At 72.5% G+C, this 17,124-nt stretch carries 11 protein-coding genes and 1 pseudogene; 5 read left to right on the top strand and 7 right to left on the bottom strand.

Features of this window, described 5'->3' with window-relative positions; genetic code table 11:
* Positions 1–67 precede the first annotated feature (67 nt).
* A complete protein-coding gene (locus CG719_RS28595) occupies positions 68–2,458 on the top strand; it encodes a Tex family protein (RefSeq protein ID WP_100571588.1) in 2,391 nt (796 codons plus the stop codon).
* A gap of 425 nt (positions 2,459–2,883) precedes the next feature.
* Here the strand turns inward: CG719_RS28595 and CG719_RS28585 are convergent, their stop codons facing one another.
* Both CG719_RS28585 and CG719_RS28580 read right to left on the bottom strand, forming a co-directional pair.
* Entirely contained in the window at positions 2,884–4,524 is a 1,641-nt protein-coding gene (locus CG719_RS28585; protein ID WP_100571586.1) for an ABC-F family ATP-binding cassette domain-containing protein, read from the bottom strand.
* A gap of 13 nt (positions 4,525–4,537) precedes the next feature.
* Positions 4,538–5,632 (bottom strand): oxidoreductase, encoded by a 1,095-nt coding sequence (locus tag CG719_RS28580; RefSeq protein WP_100571585.1) that lies wholly within the window; start codon positions 5,630–5,632, stop codon positions 4,538–4,540.
* 90 nt (positions 5,633–5,722) lie between these two features.
* Here CG719_RS28580 and CG719_RS28575 point away from each other — a divergent pair, with 90 nt between their 5' ends.
* Both CG719_RS28575 and CG719_RS28570 read left to right on the top strand, forming a co-directional pair.
* The gene (locus CG719_RS28575) at positions 5,723–6,658 is read left to right on the top strand and encodes an FAD-dependent oxidoreductase (protein WP_100571625.1); all 936 of its coding nucleotides are present in this window, start codon (positions 5,723–5,725) and stop codon (positions 6,656–6,658) included.
* Positions 6,659–6,838: 180 nt separating this feature from the next.
* A complete protein-coding gene (locus CG719_RS28570; protein WP_100571584.1) occupies positions 6,839–8,332 on the top strand; it encodes a M1 family metallopeptidase in 1,494 nt (497 codons plus the stop codon).
* Positions 8,333–8,389: 57 nt separating this feature from the next.
* Here the strand turns inward: CG719_RS28570 and CG719_RS28565 are convergent.
* Together CG719_RS28565 and CG719_RS28560 are read right to left on the bottom strand one after the other, a co-directional pair.
* A pseudogene (locus CG719_RS28565) lies at positions 8,390–8,497 on the bottom strand (Appr-1-p processing protein); the annotation flags it as partial.
* An 18-nt stretch (positions 8,498–8,515) separates the two neighbouring features.
* Positions 8,516–9,979: an amino acid permease gene (locus CG719_RS28560; RefSeq protein WP_100571583.1), complete on the bottom strand. Its 1,464-nt coding sequence runs from the start codon at positions 9,977–9,979 to the stop codon at positions 8,516–8,518.
* Positions 9,980–10,218: 239 nt separating this feature from the next.
* Here CG719_RS28560 and CG719_RS28555 point away from each other — a divergent pair, with 239 nt between their 5' ends.
* Entirely contained in the window at positions 10,219–10,971 is a 753-nt protein-coding gene (locus CG719_RS28555) for a MerR family transcriptional regulator (RefSeq protein WP_100571582.1), read from the top strand.
* An 8-nt stretch (positions 10,972–10,979) separates the two neighbouring features.
* Here CG719_RS28555 and CG719_RS28550 read toward each other — a convergent pair whose 3' ends face one another.
* The 3 genes from CG719_RS28550 to CG719_RS28540 all read right to left on the bottom strand — a co-directional run bounded on the left by CG719_RS28550 (position 10,980) and on the right by CG719_RS28540 (position 15,680).
* Entirely contained in the window at positions 10,980–13,157 is a 2,178-nt protein-coding gene (locus CG719_RS28550; RefSeq protein ID WP_100571581.1) for a 3-hydroxyacyl-CoA dehydrogenase NAD-binding domain-containing protein, read from the bottom strand.
* A gap of 50 nt (positions 13,158–13,207) precedes the next feature.
* Positions 13,208–14,422 carry an acetyl-CoA C-acetyltransferase gene (locus CG719_RS28545; protein WP_100571580.1) on the bottom strand — a complete coding sequence of 405 codons (1,215 nt, stop codon included), beginning with the start codon at positions 14,420–14,422 and terminating at the stop codon, positions 13,208–13,210.
* An 85-nt stretch (positions 14,423–14,507) separates the two neighbouring features.
* Positions 14,508–15,680 (bottom strand): CaiB/BaiF CoA transferase family protein, encoded by a 1,173-nt coding sequence (locus CG719_RS28540; protein ID WP_100571579.1) that lies wholly within the window; start codon positions 15,678–15,680, stop codon positions 14,508–14,510.
* Positions 15,681–15,964: 284 nt separating this feature from the next.
* Between CG719_RS28540 and CG719_RS28535 the strand changes: the two genes are divergently transcribed.
* Positions 15,965–17,124: saccharopine dehydrogenase family protein (locus CG719_RS28535; protein WP_100571624.1), on the top strand; the 1,160-nt coding region annotated here is incomplete at its 3' end.

Here is a 17,124-nt window from a genome sequence, read left to right as displayed (position 1 = left end):
GCCCGGTTGACGGTGGGGCCTGCCACAATTGCGGCGCACACCGGAGTGGAGAAGGCGGTACGGGAACGTGACGACACCCCTCACAGGGTCCATCGAAGGCAGGATCGCCGAGGAGCTCGGCGTACGGGAGCGGCAGGTCAAGGCCGCCGTGGAGCTGCTGGACGGCGGTTCGACGGTGCCCTTCATCGCCCGCTACCGCAAGGAAGCGACCGAGATGCTCGACGACGCGCAGCTGCGCACCCTCGAGGAGCGGTTGCGCTATCTGCGGGAGCTGGAGGAGCGGCGGACGGCGATCCTGGAGTCGGTGCGCGAGCAGGGCAAGCTCACCGAGGAACTGGAGGCGCGGATCCGCGGCGCCGAGACCAAGGCGCGGCTGGAGGACGTCTACCTGCCGTACAAGCCGAAGCGGCGGACCAAGGCGCAGATCGCGCGGGAGGCGGGTCTGGAGCCACTGGCCGAGGGCCTGCTCGACGATCCGTCCGTGGAGCCGCTCGCGGCGGCGGCCGCCTTCGTCGACGCGGACAAGGGCGTCGCCGATCCGCAGGCGGCGCTGGACGGCGCGCGGGCGATCCTCACCGAGCGGTTCTCGGAGGACGCCGACCTGATCGGCGAGCTGCGCGAGCGCATGTGGGTGCGCGGGCGGCTGGCCGCCAAGGTGCGGGAGGGCAAGGAGGAGGCGGGCGCCAAGTTCGCCGACTACTTCGACTTCGCCGAACCGTTCACCGAGCTGCCCTCGCACCGGATCCTCGCGATGCTGCGCGGGGAGAAGGAGGAGGTCCTGGACCTCGTCCTGGAGCCGGAGGAGCAGATGGACGGCCCCTCGTCGTACGAGGGGATCGTGGCCCACCGGTTCGGGATCACCGACCGCGGCCGTCCCGCCGACAAGTGGCTCCAGGACACGGTCCGCTGGGCCTGGCGCACCCGGATCCTCGTCCACCTGGGCATCGACCTGCGGTTGCGGCTGCGCACGGCCGCGGAGGACGAGGCGGTGAACGTGTTCGCGGCCAACCTGCGCGACCTGCTGCTCGCCGCCCCGGCCGGCACGCGCGCGACCCTCGGTCTCGACCCCGGGTTCCGTACGGGCGTGAAGGTCGCCGTGGTCGACGCGACCGGCAAGGTCGTCGCCACCGACGTCGTCCACCCGCACGTTCCGGCCAACCGGTGGGACGAGGCCGTCGCCAAGCTGGCCCGGCTGGCCAAGGAGCACGCGGTCGACCTGATCGCGATCGGCAACGGCACCGCTTCCCGGGAGACCGACAAGCTGGCCGCCGACGTCATCACCCGGCACCCGGAGCTGAAGCTCACCAAGGTGATGGTGTCGGAGGCGGGCGCGTCGGTGTACTCGGCCTCGGCGTACGCCTCGCGGGAACTGCCCGACATGGACGTCTCCCTGCGCGGCGCGGTCTCCATCGCCCGCCGGCTCCAGGACCCGCTGGCCGAACTGGTCAAGATCGACCCCAAGTCGATCGGGGTCGGCCAGTACCAGCACGACCTGTCCGAGGTGAAGCTGTCCCGCTCGCTGGACGCGGTGGTCGAGGACTGTGTGAACGGCGTCGGCGTGGACGTGAACACCGCGTCCGTACCGCTGCTCGCGCGCGTCTCCGGGGTCACCTCGGGACTCGCGGAGAACATCGTGGCGCACCGGGACGCCAACGGGCCGTTCACCTCGCGGGCGCAGCTCAAGAACGTCTCGCGGCTCGGTCCGAAGGCCTACGAGCAGTGCGCGGGCTTCCTGCGGATCCGCGGCGGCGACGACCCGCTGGACTCCTCCAGCGTGCACCCCGAGTCCTACCCCGTGGTCCGCCGGATGGTGAAGACCGCGGGCCAGGAGGTGGCCTCGCTGGTCGGCAACACCGGGGTGCTGCGCTCGCTCAGGGCGGCCGACTTCGTGGACGACACGTTCGGTCTGCCGACGGTGAGCGACATCCTGAAGGAGCTGGAGAAGCCGGGGCGCGACCCGCGGCCCGCGTTCAAGACGGCCACCTTCAAGGAGGGCGTCGAGAAGATCTCCGACCTGGCGTCCGGGATGGTCCTGGAGGGCGTGGTGACGAACGTGGCGGCCTTCGGCGCGTTCGTCGACGTCGGCGTCCACCAGGACGGTCTGGTGCACGTCTCGGCGATGTCGAAGCAGTTCGTGAAGGATCCGCGCGATGTCGTCAAGCCCGGTGACATCGTCAAGGTGAAGGTGCTGGAGGTCGACATCCCGCGCAAGCGGATCTCGCTGACGCTGCGTCTGGACGACGAGGCGGCGCCGCAGGACCGCCAGGCTCAGGGCGACGGCGGCGACCGGCGCCGCCGCGGTGGCCGGCCTCCGCAGCAGCGCCAGGGCCGCGGCGGCGGTGGCGGCGGTGGCGGCGGTGGCGGCGGTGGCGGCGGCGGTTCCCGCCAGGCGCCCCCGCCCGCCAACAGCGCGATGGCGGACGCCCTCCGGCGCGCCGGCCTCCTCGACCGGAAGTAACGCCCGCCGCTGACGACGCGGCCCGGACCCGCCTTCGGGCGGGTCCGGGCCGTTTCTCGTCGACGTGACCGGCGGCCGCGCGGCTCCGTCGGGGCGGGGTCATCGCGGTGGGTGCTGGCCCGGGGGAAGTTCGGCGTGGGGGCGTGGGGTCGCGCCCGGGGGCGGCGGACCCGGGGTGAAGGCGGCGTTGGGATGCCCCGTTCGCATCACGTCTTCGAGCTGCCGCTGTATGGCCGTGGCCGCGTCACGCACGCGCGCGGGCACGTCGCCTCGCTCGGCTACGAGTTGGTGATAAATGGGGGCGTCTTGGAACATGGGTGACCATGCCTTCCGATCTGCGGTTTCGTTCCGCTGGGCAACGGTGACCGAGTGTAAGACCCCGTGCCCGACCGTTCACCGCGGGTCCCCGCAAGCCGGGGAAAGCGTTAATGCTCCGTCACCTTGCCCTCGGCCACCTCCAGTCGGCGGGTGACGTGCACCGCGTCGAGCATGCGGCGGTCGTGGGTGACCAGCAGCAGGGTGCCCTGGTAGGAGTCCAGCGCCGACTCCAGTTGCTCGATGGCCGGCAGATCCAGGTGGTTCGTGGGCTCGTCCAGGACCAGGAGGTTCACGCCCCTGCCCTGGAGGAGGGCGAGCGCGGCCCGGGTCCGCTCACCCGGGGAGAGTGTCCCGGCCGGACGCGTCACATGGTCCGCCTTGAGACCGAACTTGGCGAGCAGCGTCCGCGCCTCCACCGGCTCGGTGTCCGGCACCGCCGCGCAGAAGGCGTCCAGCAGGGCTTCGGAGCCGTGGAAGATGCGGCGGGCCTGGTCGACCTCGCCGACCAGCACGCCGGAGCCCAGCGCCGCGTGCCCGGCGTCCACCGGGATCCGCCCCAGCAGCGCGGCCAGCAGCGTCGACTTGCCCGCGCCGTTGGCCCCGGTGACCGCCACCCGGTCCGCCCAGTCGATCTGGAGGTTCACCGGGCCCAGCACGAAACCGCCCCGCCGCACCTCCGCGTCCCGGAGCGTGGCGACGACCGCGCCCGACCGCGGGGCCGACGCGATCTCCATGCGCAGCTCCCACTCCTTGCGGGGCTCCTCGACGACCTCGAGCCGTTCGATCATGCGCTGGGTCTGGCGGGCCTTCGCGGCCTGCTTCTCACTGGCCTCGCTGCGGAACTTGCGGCCGATCTTGTCGTTGTCGCCGCCCGCCTTGCGCCGGGCGTTCTTCACGCCCTTGTCCATCCAGGACCGCTGCGTCTGGGCCCGGTCCTGGAGGGCGGCCCTCTTGTCGGCGTACTCCTCGTAGTCCTCGCGGGCGTGCCTGCGGGCGACGTCCCGCTCCTCCAGATAGGCCGCGTATCCGCCGCCGAAGAGGTTGATCCGCCGCTGGGCGAGGTCGAGTTCGAGGACCTTGGTGACGGTGCGGGTGAGGAACTCGCGGTCGTGGCTGACGACGACCGTCCCGGCGCGCAGGCCGGTCACGAACCGCTCCAGGCGCTCCAGCCCGGCCAGGTCGAGGTCGTTGGTCGGCTCGTCGAGCAGGAAGACGTCGTAGCGGGACAGCAGCAGCGAGGCGAGTCCGGCGCGGGCCGCCTGGCCGCCCGACAGGGATGTCATGGGCTGGTCGAGGCCGACGGCCAGGCCGAGCGAGTCGGCGACCTCGTCGGCGCGTTCGTCGAGATCGGCGCCGCCGAGGCCGAGCCACTGCTCCAGGCTGCTCGCGTACGCGTCGTCCGCGCCCGGCGCCCCGTCGACGAGGGCCTGCGTGGCCTCGTCCATGGCCCGCTGGGCCGCGGCCACCCCGGTGCGCCGGGCGAGGAACTCCCGTACGGTCTCCCCCGCGCGCCGCTCCGGCTCCTGGGGCAGGTGCCCGACTCTCGCCCCCGGTGGGGACAGGGCGACCTCGCCCTCTTCCGGGGTGCTCAGCCCGGCGAGCATCCTGAGCAGGGTGGACTTGCCCGCGCCGTTGGCGCCGACCAGTCCGATCACGTCCCCGGGCGCGACGACGAGGTCCAGTCCGGCGAACAGCGCGCGGTCGCCGTGCCCGGCGGCGAGGTTCTTGGCAACGAGGGTGGCAGTCATCAGAGGACCGATCCTAATGGCGGTGCCCCGGCGGCTCTCCTTGCGCCACCGCCGCCACCAGCACGCCCCCGGCCGTCCGCGCCACCACGAAGGACTCCCCCTTCACCGCCCGGGCGTCCAGCGCGAGCCGGTGCCGGCCCGGTTCCAGGACGCCGTCGAAGAGTTCCTGGGTGCGGGTGTGGTGGAGCCGGTCCAGTCGGTGGGCGGTGAGCCGGACCCGGCAGGCGGAGGTGACCTCGACGTCCGCCGCGCCGCCGGCGGCCGTCAGCCGGGTCAGCCGACGCCGCTCGACGGGACCGGGGTCCAGGGCCTGTTCGATCCGGGCGACCAGGAGCGGCACGATCGGAGGGGTCCCGTCGACGCGGGCCACGTCGGCGCCCGCGCGCTCGAAGGCGTCCCGGACGGCGGCGCGTTCGGCCGGGCCGACGCCCGTACCGAAGACGACGGCACCGTATTGGCGCAGTTCGCCGGCGTGGATGTGGACCGTGTCGCCGCTGATGTCGGCGCCGATGCCGAGGGCGCGCAGGGCGGCGGCGAGCCGGGCGAGGGCGGCGGCCCGGGCCCCGACGAGCAGCACCCGGCGGCGGGGCGCGTGGCCGCCGCCGTCGCCGTCCAGCAGCGACCGCAGTGCCGCGCGGTACTCGGCGCCGGCGAAGCGGAACGGGCCGATGCCGTGGTAGCCGTCCCGTTCCAGGTCGGCGTGCGCGTCCGTCTGCCAGGCGAAGTCCCGCCAGACGTAGTCCGTCCCGTCCGCCCCGTCGGCGGCGTCCGTACCGGTGCCGCGCGCGTGGGCCCGCTCGATGACGGCGGTGACCGCGCCGCAGGCCAGGTCCTCGCACTCGGGGCAGCCGTAGATGAGGTACCGGCCGCCCGGCAGCGGCGCCTCGCTCTCCAGCAGCAGGCCGCGTACCTGGGCGGCGAGGATCGCGGGCGGCACGTCGGAGGCGAGCGGGGAGACCGCGTCCAGGTCGGCGAGCCGGAACAGCAGGGGCCGTCCGTCCACGACGAAGTCCACGAAGTCACGGTGGAGCCGGTGGCCGCCGTCGGCGGCGATCTCCCCGGGACGCGTCGCCGGGGCCAGACCGAAGGTCGTGTACTCGGCAGGCATGCCGTGAGTATTCCCGCCCCGGGGCCGAGATGAGCACGGTGTGCGCCTTCCGCTACCGTGCGCTGCGTGGACAGTGAGCCGGGTGTCGAGGTGGTGGTGGTCGGCGGCGGCGTCATCGGGCTGACGACGGCCGTCGTGCTGGCCGAGCGCGGCCGGCGGGTGCGGGTGTGGACGCGTGAGCCCGCCGAACGCACGACGTCGGCGGTCGCCGGGGCGCTGTGGTGGCCGTACCGGATCGAGCCGGAGTCGCTCGTCGGCGAGTGGTCGCTCGAATCCCTGGCGGTGTACGAGGAGTTGGCCGCGCTTCCCGACGAGACGGGCGTACGCCTCGTCGAGGGGGTGCACGCCGGGACGCGGCTGGACTCGCTGGGGCCGTGGGCGGCGCGGGTGCCCTCTCTGCGCCCGGCGCACGCCGGGGAGTGGGCGGCGGGAACAGCGCTGTGGGCGCGGCTACCGCTGATCGACATGTCGGCTCATCTGCCGTGGCTGCGCGATCGGTTGATCGAGGCGGGCGTGGTCGTCGAGGTGCGGGCGGTCACGGATCTGGCGGCGGTCGACGCGCCGGTCGTCGTGAACTGCACCGGCCTCGGCGCCCGTGAGCTCGTCCCCGATCCCGCGGTGCGTCCCGTGCGCGGTCAGCTCGTCGTCGTGGAGAACCCAGGGATCACGACGTGGCTGACGGCGGTCGACCCCGTCTCGGAGTCCTCCACCTACGTCTTCCCGCAGCCGGGCGGGCTCGTCCTCGGTGGCACGGCCGAGGAGGACGACTGGTCGCAGGCGCCCGATCCGACGGTGGCCGAGCGGATCGTCGAGCGGTGCGCGGCCCTCCGGCCGGAGATCGCCGGGGCGGGGGTGCTGGGGCACCGGGTGGGGCTGCGGCCGGTCCGGCACGCGGTGCGGCTGGAGCGCGAGGAGCTGCCGGGCGGGCGGGTGCTGGTGCACAACTACGGACACGGCGGGGCCGGGGTCACGGTGGCCTGGGGTTGTGCGCGCCGGGCGGCCGGGCTGGCGTACCCGGCCGCCTGAGCGGGCGCGCTCCTGGCGGCGCGTTCACTCCACGGGCGTGGCTCGAAAGGTCCCTGAGCGTGTTTCGTTCATGACGGCCGAATGGCGATCGTGTGACAGGGGTGGGCATGGACACGTCTGTGGCCACCGGGACTCAATAGGCTCCGAACCAACCTCGTGCACCTACGACTTGGAGCTGACGTGCACCGCAGAATGATCGCGCCGGGCGCACTGGCGGCGGCCACCCTGCTGCTGGCGATCCCGGCATCGGCCGCGAGCCACTCCCCCGGCGCACCGGGCATCGGCGACCCCTACTACCCGTACTACGGCAACGGCGGATACGACGTCTCGCACTACGACCTCAGACTGAAGTACCAGCCGGCCACGGACGAGCTGGAGGGCACGGCGACGATCGAGGCACGGACCACGCAGGACCTGTCCAGCTTCGACCTGGACTTCCTGCTGGACGTCAGCGAGGTGCGGGTCAACGGCGCCACGGCCGCCTACGCCTCCTCCGGTCAGCACGAGCTGGTGATCACCCCGAAGAAGCCGCTGGCCAAGGACACGCCGATCACGGTGGTGGTCCGCTACAGCGGTGTGCCGTCCACGAAGAGCGCGTACGGCTTCACCACCTGGCACCGCACCCCGGACGGCGGGATCGCGGCGGACGAGCCGGAGGCGGCCTGGTGGTGGTTCCCGAGCAACGACCACCCGAGCGACAAGGCCACCTACGACGTGTCGGTGGCCGTGCCGGACGGCACGCAGGCGATCTCCAACGGCACTCTGCAGTCGACCGGTTCGCAGCTCGGCTGGACCCGCTACAACTGGCGCCAGAACAAGCCGCAGGCCACGTATCTGGCGACGCTCGCGATCGGGAAGTTCGACATCACGACGGGCACCTCCGAGGGCGGCGTCCCCGTCCTCAACGCCTACAGCAGGGACCTCGGCGACAACGCCGGGGCGGCCCGTGCGAGCGTGGAGCGCACCGGTGAGATCGTCGACTGGCTGAGCGGCTATTTCGGGCCGTATCCGTTCGGCTCGGCGGGCGGCTATGTGCCGAACACGACGACCGGTTACGCGCTGGAGACGCAGACCAGGGTGTACTACAGCCCGAAGCAGTTCGCAGGCGGCTCCAACACGTCCGTCGTCGTGCACGAGCTGGCCCACCAGTGGTACGGCGACAGCGTGTCACTGAAGGGCTGGAAGGACATCTGGATCAACGAGGGCTTCGCGCGCTACGCCCAGTGGCTGTGGTCCGAGCACGAGGGCGAGGGCACCGCGCAGGAGCTGGCGGACTGGGTGTACGCCTCGCACCCCGCCGGCGACCCCTTCTGGACGGTCGCACCGGGCGATCCCGGTCCGGACGACCAGTTCGACATCGCGGTCTACGACCGGGGCGCGCTCGCCGTGCAGGCGCTGCGCAACGAGATCGGCGACAAGGCGTTCTTCGCCCTGCTGAAGGGCTGGCCGCAGAAGCACGCCTACGGCAACGCCTCCGTGGCCGACTTCCAGAAGTACGCCGAGCAGGTCTCCGGCAAGCCGCTCGCGGCCCTCTTCGACACCTGGCTGTTCCAGCCGGCCAAGCCGGCCGCCCCCGCGGCACGCGCGGCGTCCCTGACGAGGACGGCGGCTCCCACCGCTCCGCCGAGGTCCTGGAAGAAGATCGAAGCGACGAACGACGTCCACACGAGGTGACCCACGGCCGGGCGACCCACGCGGCCGCCCGGCCTCACCCCTCGAACGCGTACACCGTCACCACGATCCCCGCCGCACCAGCCGCTCCTCGATCAGCGGCTCGACCCGCTCCCAGATGCCACCGGCCAGGCCGCAGCCTATTCGGGGCATGTGGACGGACGCCTCGACAGCGGGGTGGGGCCCTTACTCCGTGATTTCGGAGAGCTCCCGGTCGGCAGTCCGGGAGACGCGGCCGCGGACGCCGTACCAGCCGGCGACCAGGAGGACGGCGATCACCGGGACCAGCAGGAGGGTCTTGCGGCCCACCTCGGGGTCGTTCCACATCATGCCGAGGCAGCCGACGAAGAAGGCGATCGTGATGATCTCGGTGAACGGACTCCAGGGAAGGCGGAAGTGCGGGCGGGTGAGCAGGCCGGCCTTGGCACGGCGGACGAAGACCACGTGGCAGATCATGATGGTCACCCAGGTGCTGACGATGCCGAGGGCGGCGATGTTCAGCACGATCTCGAAGGCCTGGGCGGGCATGACGTAGTTCAGGCCGACGCCGAGTACGCAGACCGCGCAGGTCAGGAGGATGCCGCCGTAGGGGACCCGGCTGCGGCTCATCACCCCGGTGAACCTGGGAGCGGAGCCCGCCGCGGCCATGGAGCGCAGGATGCGGCCGGTGGTGTACAGGCCGGAGTTCAGCGACGACATGGCGGCCGTGAGGACGACGAGGTTCATGACGTCGCCGGCCGCCGGGACGCCGATCCTCGACAGGACGGTGACGAAGGGGCTCTCCCCGGCCGAGTAGACCGAACCGGGCAGCAGCAGGGCGAGCAGGATGACCGAGCCGACGTAGAACAGGCCCACGCGCCACATGATCGAGTTCACCGCGCGCGGGATGATCTTCTCCGGCTCGGCGGTCTCGCCGGCGGCGACACCGATCATCTCCAGGGCGGAGTAGGCGAAGATCACGCCCTGCATGACGAGGACGACCGGCATCACGCCGTGCGGGAAGAACCCGCCGTGGTCGGTGATCGAGCTCAGGCCCGGGGTCCGGCCGCCGACGTCGTGCTGCGTGGCCAGCAGGAAGATGCCGATCAGCATGAAGCCGACCAGGGTGGCGACCTTGACGATCGCGAACCAGAACTCCATCTCGCCGAAGATCTTCACGGAGATCAGGTTGATGGCGAGGACCACGGCGAGGGCGATCAGCGCGAGCACCCACTGCGGGATGGACGTGAACATGCTCCAGTAGTGCGTGTAGAGCGCGATCGCCGTGATGTCGGCGATACCGGTCGTCGACCAGTTCAGGAAGTACATCCAGCCGGCGACGTAGGCGCCCTTCTCGCCGAGGAACTCGCGCGCGTACGACACGAAGGAGCCGGACGAGGGCCGGTAAAGGACCAGTTCGCCGAGGGCCCGGACGACGAAGAACGCGAAGATGCCGCACACGAGGTAGGCCAGCGCGAGGGCGGGGCCCGCGTTGTGCAGGCGACCGCCCGCTCCTAGAAAGAGTCCGGTTCCGATCGCCCCACCAATGGCGATCATGTTGACGTGGCGGTGCTTGAGGTCCTTGCTGTATCCGGCGTCGCCCGCGTCGGCGGGCGTCCCGGTCGCCTGGTGGGAGGCGACCTGTGCCGTGGGCACGGCGTCCTTGCTCAAGGGTGGTTCCACTTTCTGGTGCCCGGGCGCCTGCGCCCGGGTGTCCGTACGTGACCCGGCCCGCACCACCCATGTCGCGGCACAGACCAGAACAGCAGCTTCCCCGGCGTCTGCTTCCCCGGCGATGGCGTACGTCACAGAGCGGGACTTCTCACACACGGCGTTCACTCACCGGTCACCGGCCGTACACCAGCAGGTCAGGGCTTTCACAGCATTGGTGGGACAGCGATACTGCTGCGATGACGACCGACTCCGACGAGCCGACCCTCACGATCGACGAGCTGGCCGCGCGGGCCGGCGTCACGGTGCGCACGGTCCGCTTCTACAGCGGCCGGGGCCTGCTGCCGCCGCCGGTGCTCGGCCCGCGCCGCGTGGGCCGCTACGGCCAGGAGCACCTGGCGCGGCTGGCGCTGATCGAGGAGATGCAGCTGAGGGGCATGACGCTCGCCGCGATCGAGCGCCATCTGCGGCAGCTTCCGCCGGACCTCACCCCGCACGACCTCGCCATCCACCGTGCGGTGGTCGCGTCCTGGGCACCGGACACCGTGGAGTCGCTGTCCCGGCGGGAGCTGGAGCGCCGGGCGGGCCGGCCGCTCGCCGAGGAGGACGTCCGGCGGCTTGCCGCGATGAATGTCGTCGAGGCCGACGGGGACTGCTTCCGCGTCGACTCCGGTCTGCTGCGGCTCGGCGTGGAGCTCCTCGACGTGCCGCTGTCCCAGGAGACGATCATCGCCGCCCGCGCGGTGCTGGCCGAGCACGCGCGTACGGCCGCCCACGAGCTGTCGAAGCTGCTGCGCGACGCCGTCGCCGAGCGCGACACCCGGGACGTGAGGTCCCTGTCCGCCCTGATGCACCCCCTGGTGGTGCAGGCCTTGCTCACCACCTTCCAGCGCTCGCTGAAGGAGGAGCTGCGGGAGTGGCTGGACACGGCCGGACGGGAGGGCCCCCGGGGAGCGGATCCCCGGGGGACGCAGGAGCCGCCGTCCGGCTGAACGGCTTCTCAGCGCGCGTCGGTGAAGGGCTCCCCCTTCTCCGCCTTCGCCACCAGCAGCGCCGGCGGGGCGAACCGCTCGCCGTAGCGCCCGGCGAGTTCCCGCGCGCGTGCCACGAACCCGGGCAGACCTCCCTCGTAGCCATTGACGTACTGCAGCACCCCGCCGGTCCAGCCGGGGAAGCCGATGCCGAGCACCGAGCCGATGTTGGCATCGGCGACGGAGGTCAGGACGCCCTCCTCCAGGAGCCTGACGGTGTCGAGCGCCTCGGCGAAGAGCATGCGCTCCTGCATGTCCCGGAACGGGATCTCGTATCCGGGCTTCGAGAAATGTTCGCGCAGGCCCGGCCAGATGCCGGTGCGGGAGCCGTCCTCCGCGTAGTCGTAGAAGCCGGCGCCGCCACTGCGGCCCGTGCGGCCGAACTCGTCCACCATCCGGTCGACCACCGCGTCCGCGGGGTGCGGGGTCCAGGCGCCGCCCGCCTCCTCCACCGCCCGCCGCGACTCGGCCCGGATCTTCCGGGGCAGGGTGAGGGTCAGCTCGTCCATCAGGGACAGCACCTTGGCCGGGTAGCCCGCCTGGGCCGCCGCCTGCTCGACCGACGCGGGCTCGATGCCCTCGCCGACCATGGCCACGCCCTCGTTGATGAACTGGCCGATGACCCGGGAGGTGAAGAAGCCGCGCGAGTCGTTGACGACGATCGGGGTCTTGTTGATCTGCCGGACCAGGTCGAAGGCGCGGGCCAGGGCCTCGTCGCCGGTGCACTCACCCCTGATGATCTCGACCAGGGGCATCTTGTCCACGGGTGAGAAGAAGTGCAGTCCGATGAAGTCGGCCTGGCGCTCCACGCCTTCGGCGAGGAGGGTGATCGGCAGGGTGGAGGTGTTGGAGCACAGCAGCGCGTCCGGCGCGACGACCTGCTCGATCTCCTGGAACACCTTGTGCTTGAGCGCCGGGTCCTCGAAGACGGCCTCGATCACCGCGTCGCAGCCGGCGAGGTCGGCCACCTCCGCGGTGGGCGTGATCCGGGCGAGCACCGCGTCCGCCTTCTCCTGGCTGGTACGGCCCTTGGCGACGGCCTTGGCGCACAGCTTCTCGGAGTAGCCCCTGCCCTTGGCGGCGGCCTCCGCGGACACGTCCTTCAGGACGACCTCGATACCGGCGCGGGCGCAGGCGTAGGCGATGCCCGCGCCCATCATCCCGGCCCCGAGAACGGCCACCTTGCGCACCTGGCGGGGTTCGACGCCCTGGGGCCGGCTGGCGCCGGAGTTGACGGCCTGGAGATCGAAGAAGAAGGCCTGGATCATGTTCTTCGAGGTCTGCCCCGCGGCCAGTTCCACGAAGTAGCGGGCCTCGATGACCTGGGCGGTCTCGAAGTCGACCTGGGCGCCCTCGACGGCGGCGGCCAGGATGTTGCGTGGGGCCGGGTAGGGGGCGCCGTTCGTCTGCTTGCGCAGACTGGCCGGGAAGGCGGGCAGGTTGGCGGCGAACTTCGGGTTCGCCGGGGTGCCGCCGGGGATGCGGTATCCGGGCTTGTCCCACGGCTGCCCCGACTCGGGGTTGGCGTCGATGAAGGCGCGCGCCTTGGCCAGCAACTCATCCTGGGAAGTGGCCACTTCGTCGACCAGCCCGTTCTCCTGGGCGCGCCGCGCGTTGTACTGGGTGCCCTGGAGCAGCACCTTGAGCAGGGCGTCGGTGATGCCCAGCAGCCGTACGCTGCGGACGACCCCGCCGCCGCCGGGGAGCAGGCCGAGGGTCACCTCGGGGCAGCCGATCTTCATGCCGGGGGTGTCGAGCGCGATCCGGTGGTGGCAGGCCAGGGCGAGTTCGTAACCGCCGCCCAGGGCCGCGCCGTTGACGGCGGCGACGACCGGCTTGCCCAGGGTCTCGATGCGGCGCAGGTTCCGCTTGAGCGCGAGGCCGCCGTCGAACAGGTCCTGTGCGGTGTCCGGGGTGACCCGGATCAGGTCGCGCAGGTCGCCGCCCGCGAAGAAGGTCTTCTTCGCGGAGGTGAGGATGACGCCGCGGACGGATTCCCGCTCCGCCTCCAGCCGGTCGGCGACGGCGGCGAGGGAGTCGCGGAACGCCTGGTTCATGGTGTTCGCGGACTGGTCCGGGTCGTCGAGGACGAGGGTGACGACGCCGGTGTCGTCCTGCTCCCAGCGGATGGTGGTGCTCTCGGTCATGTCGTGGTCTCCGTTGAGGTCCGGGTTCTGAGGACGCCGCTGGGGGCGGGTCAGACGCGTTCGACGATCGTGGCGATGCCCATGCCGCCGCCGACGCAGAGGGTCGCGAGGCCGTAGCGCCTGTCCTGGCGCTCCAGTTCGTCCACGAGGGTGCCGAGGATCATCGCGCCGGTGGCGCCGAGCGGGTGGCCCAGCGCGATGGCGCCGCCGTTGACGTTGACCTTGTCCAGGGACAGGCCCATGTCCTTCGCGAAGCGCAGCACGACCGCCGCGAACGCCTCGTTGATCTCGACGAGGTCGATGTCGTCGATGGTCAGGCCGGCCCTGGCGAGCGCCTTGCGGGTGGCGGGGGCGGGTCCGGTGAGCATGATGGTGGGCTCGGAGCCGGAAACGGCGGCGGAGACGATCCGCGCGCGCGGGGTGAGTCCGTACCGCTCGCCGATCTCGCGGGAGCCGATCGCGACGAGCGAGGCGCCGTCGACGATGCCCGAGGAGTTGCCCGCGTGGTGGACGTGGTCGATCTTCTCCACCCAGTGGTACTTCTGCAGGGCGACGGCGTCGAAGCCGCCCAGGTCGCCGATGTCCGCGAAGGACGGCTTGAGCGCCGCCAGCGAGTCGGCGGTGGTGCCGGGGCGGGGGTGCTCGTCGTGGTCGAGGACGACGAGCCCGTTGCGGTCCCTGACCGGGACGACGGAGCGATCGAAGCGGCCCTCCTTCCAGGCGGTGACCGCGCGCTCCTGGGACAGGGCGGCGTACTCGTCGACGTCCCGCCGGGAGAAGCCCTCGATGGTGGCGATCAGGTCGGCGCCGATGCCCTGGGGCACGAAGTTGACGGCGAGGTTGGTCATCGGGTCGTTGAACCAGGCGCCCCCGTCGGAGGCCATCGGCACCCGGGACATCGACTCGACGCCGCCCGCGAGGACCAGGTCCTCCCAGCCGGAGCGCACCTTGGCGGCGGCCAGGTTGACGGCTTCGAGGCCGGAGGCGCAGAAGCGGTTCTCCTGCACACCGGCCACCGTGTCCGGCAGTCCCGCGGCGATGGCGGCGATCCGGGCGATGTCGGAGCCCTGGTCGCCGATGGGGCCGACGACGCCGAGCACGATGTCGTCGACGGCGGCCGGGTCGAGTCCGGGGAAGCGGTCGCGGATCTCGTGGATGAGTCCGACGACCAGGTCGATGGGCTTCGTGCCGTGCAGGGCGCCGTTGGCCTTGCCGCGTCCGCGTGGGGTGCGGATCGCGTCGTACACGTACGCTTCGGTGCTCACTGACAAGCCTTTCGACGAGGGTGGTGTCCGGGGGGCCGGGGCGGGTGTGGGGGGGGCCGGGGATCGGGTCGCGGTCGTGGGTCCGTCAGGAGCCGGCCTCCCCGGTCCCGTTCTTCCCTTCGTTCCCGTCCTCCGGGTGGGCGGGCAGGTCCCAGTCGCGGGCCACGGCCGCCGCGCCGTCGCCGGGCCGGGCGGGGGCGGTGCGCACGGCGGTGGGCGTGGCAGAGAAGCGGGGCGCGGGGGCGGGCTGGACGAGGCCGGCGTGCTCCGTGAAGGTGCCGCGGGCGGCGAGGTGCGGGTGGTGCGGGGCCTCGCCCAGCGACAGTACGGGGGCCACGCAGGCGTCGGAGCCCTCGAAGACCTCGGTCCACTCCCGCCGCGTGCGGGACTTGAAGCGGGCGGCGACCGCCTCGCGCAGTTCCCCCCAGCGGGTGCGGTCGGCACGGGCCCCGGCGTGCTCGTCCAGGCCGAGCAGTCCGGCGAACTCGTCGTAGAACCGCTGCTCCAGGGCCCCGACCGCCATGTACCGGCCGTCCGCGGTCTCGTAGGTGCCGTAGTACGGGCAGCCGCCGTCCAGGAGGTTGGCTCCGCGGCGGTCCTGCCAGACGCCGGCGGCGAGCATGCCGTGGATCATCGCGGAGAGATGGGCGGTGCCGTCGACGATCGCGGCGTCCACGACCTGGCCGGTGCCGGTCGCGCGCGCGTGGTGCAGGGCGGCGAGGACACCGACCGCGAGATAGAGGGAGCCGCCCGCGTAGTCGCCGAGGAGGTTGGCGGGGACGGCCGGGGGCGTGTCCGGTTCGCCGATCATGCCGAGGGTGCCGGTCACCGCGATGTAGGCGATGTCGTGTCCCGCGCGCGGGGCGAGCGGTCCGTCCTGGCCCCATCCGGTCATACGGGCGTAGACCAGCCGCGGGTTGCGGGCGTGGCAGGCCTCGGGGCCGACGCCCAGGCGCTCGGCGACGCCGGGGCGGTAGCCCTCGACGAGGACGTCGGCGCGGGCGGCGAGATCGAGGACGCGGGCGGGGCCGTCCGGCGACTTCAGGTCGACGACCACCGAGCGCTTGTTGCGGTTGGTGAGGTCGTGGGCGGGGTCGATGCCGAGTCCGGCGCCGCCGGGGCGGTCCACCCGTACGACGTCGGCGCCCAGGTCGGCCAGCAGCATCGCGGCGAACGGGCCGGGGCCGATGCCGGCCAGCTCGACCACCCGCACGCCGGTCAGCGGGCCGTGCCGTCCCGCCGCCTCCGCCGTTGTCATCAGGTCCCCTCACTGTGACACAACCGATGTAACACCGATGATGCTAAGAACGGGTTCCAGCGGATACAAGCCCTCGGCGAGCAAGCGCTTGGCCAAGGCGTACCGAAGACGTACCCGCCGGCCCCGTGGCCGTACCCGGTGGCTTCGTGGCCGTACCCGCCGGCCGTCGTGGCCGTACCCGCACCGCCGGACGGTCGCCGCCGGGCCCTCGCCGCCGTGCACCGCACTCCTCACGCTAGCCTCGGCCACCGACAGCGGCGCGGGCTGCGAGAGCGAGGAGTGTCATGAGCAGGCTGAGGAACTCCGACCGTCCGTACGACATCGTCCTCTTCGGGGCCACCGGCTTCGTGGGGGCGCTCACCGCGGAGTACCTCGCCGCACACGCCCCCGAGGGGCTGCGCTGGGCGATCGCCGGCCGCAGCGGGGAGCGGTTGCGGGAACTGCGTGAGCGGCTGCCCTCGGGTGCGTCCGTCGGAGTGCTGCGCGCGGACGCGGCCGACCCGGACTCCCTGCGCGACCTCGCCCGGCACGCGCGCGTGCTGGCCACCACCGTGGGCCCGTACACGGCCGTGGGCGAGGAACTCGTCGCCGCCTGCGCCGACAGCGGCACGGACTACCTGGACCTGTGCGGCGAGCCCGAGTTCGTGGACCTGGTGTACGTACGGCACGACGCACGCGCGCGCGAGACCGGGGCGCGCCTGGTGCACGCCTGCGGCTTCGACTCCGTCCCGGCCGACCTGGGCGTGTACTTCACCGTCCGCCAGCTGCCGGAGGGCGTACCGCTGACCGTGGACGGATTCGTCCGGGTGGACGCCGCCTTCTCGGGCGGGACCCTCGCGTCGGCGCTCAGCCAGTTCGCGCGTCCCCTGCGGGTGCGGGCCGCCGCGCGGGACCGGGCGCGGCACGAGCCGCGGCTGCTGGGGCGACGGGCGGTCACGCCGACGGGCGCGCCGCGGTTCGCCGGGGAGGTGGGCGCGTGGGCGGTGCCGCTGCCGGTCATCGACCCGCAGATCGTGCGGCGCTCGGCGCGCGTGCTGGAACGTTACGGTCCGGCCTTCCGCTACCGCCACTACGCGGCCGTACGGCGTCTGCCGGTCGCTGTGGGCGGTGCCGCCGCCCTCGGCGCGGTCATGGCCGCCGCGCAACTGCCGCCCGCCCGGAGCTGGTTGTCCGGGCGGCTGCAGCCCGGTGCGGGACCGGGCGAGGAGCGGCGGGCCAGGAGCTGGTTCTCGCTGCGGTTCGTGGGCGAGGGCGGCGGACGGCAGGTGTTCACCGAGGTCGCGGGCGGCGACCCGGGGTACGGCGAGACGGCGAAGATGTTCGCCGAGTCGGCGCTCGCCCTGGCCCTGGACGACCTCCCGCCGACGGCGGGTCAGGTCACCACGGCGACGGCCATGGGTGACGCCCTCATCGGCCGTCTGCGCCGCGCGGGCCTCACCTTCCG

The sequence above is a fragment of the Streptomyces sp. CB01373 genome (assembly GCF_002803075.1).
Lineage (GTDB): Bacteria > Actinomycetota > Actinomycetes > Streptomycetales > Streptomycetaceae > Streptomyces.
The sequence above is the reverse complement of the archived record's forward strand: the minus strand, read 5'-3'. Positions and strand labels throughout refer to the sequence as shown.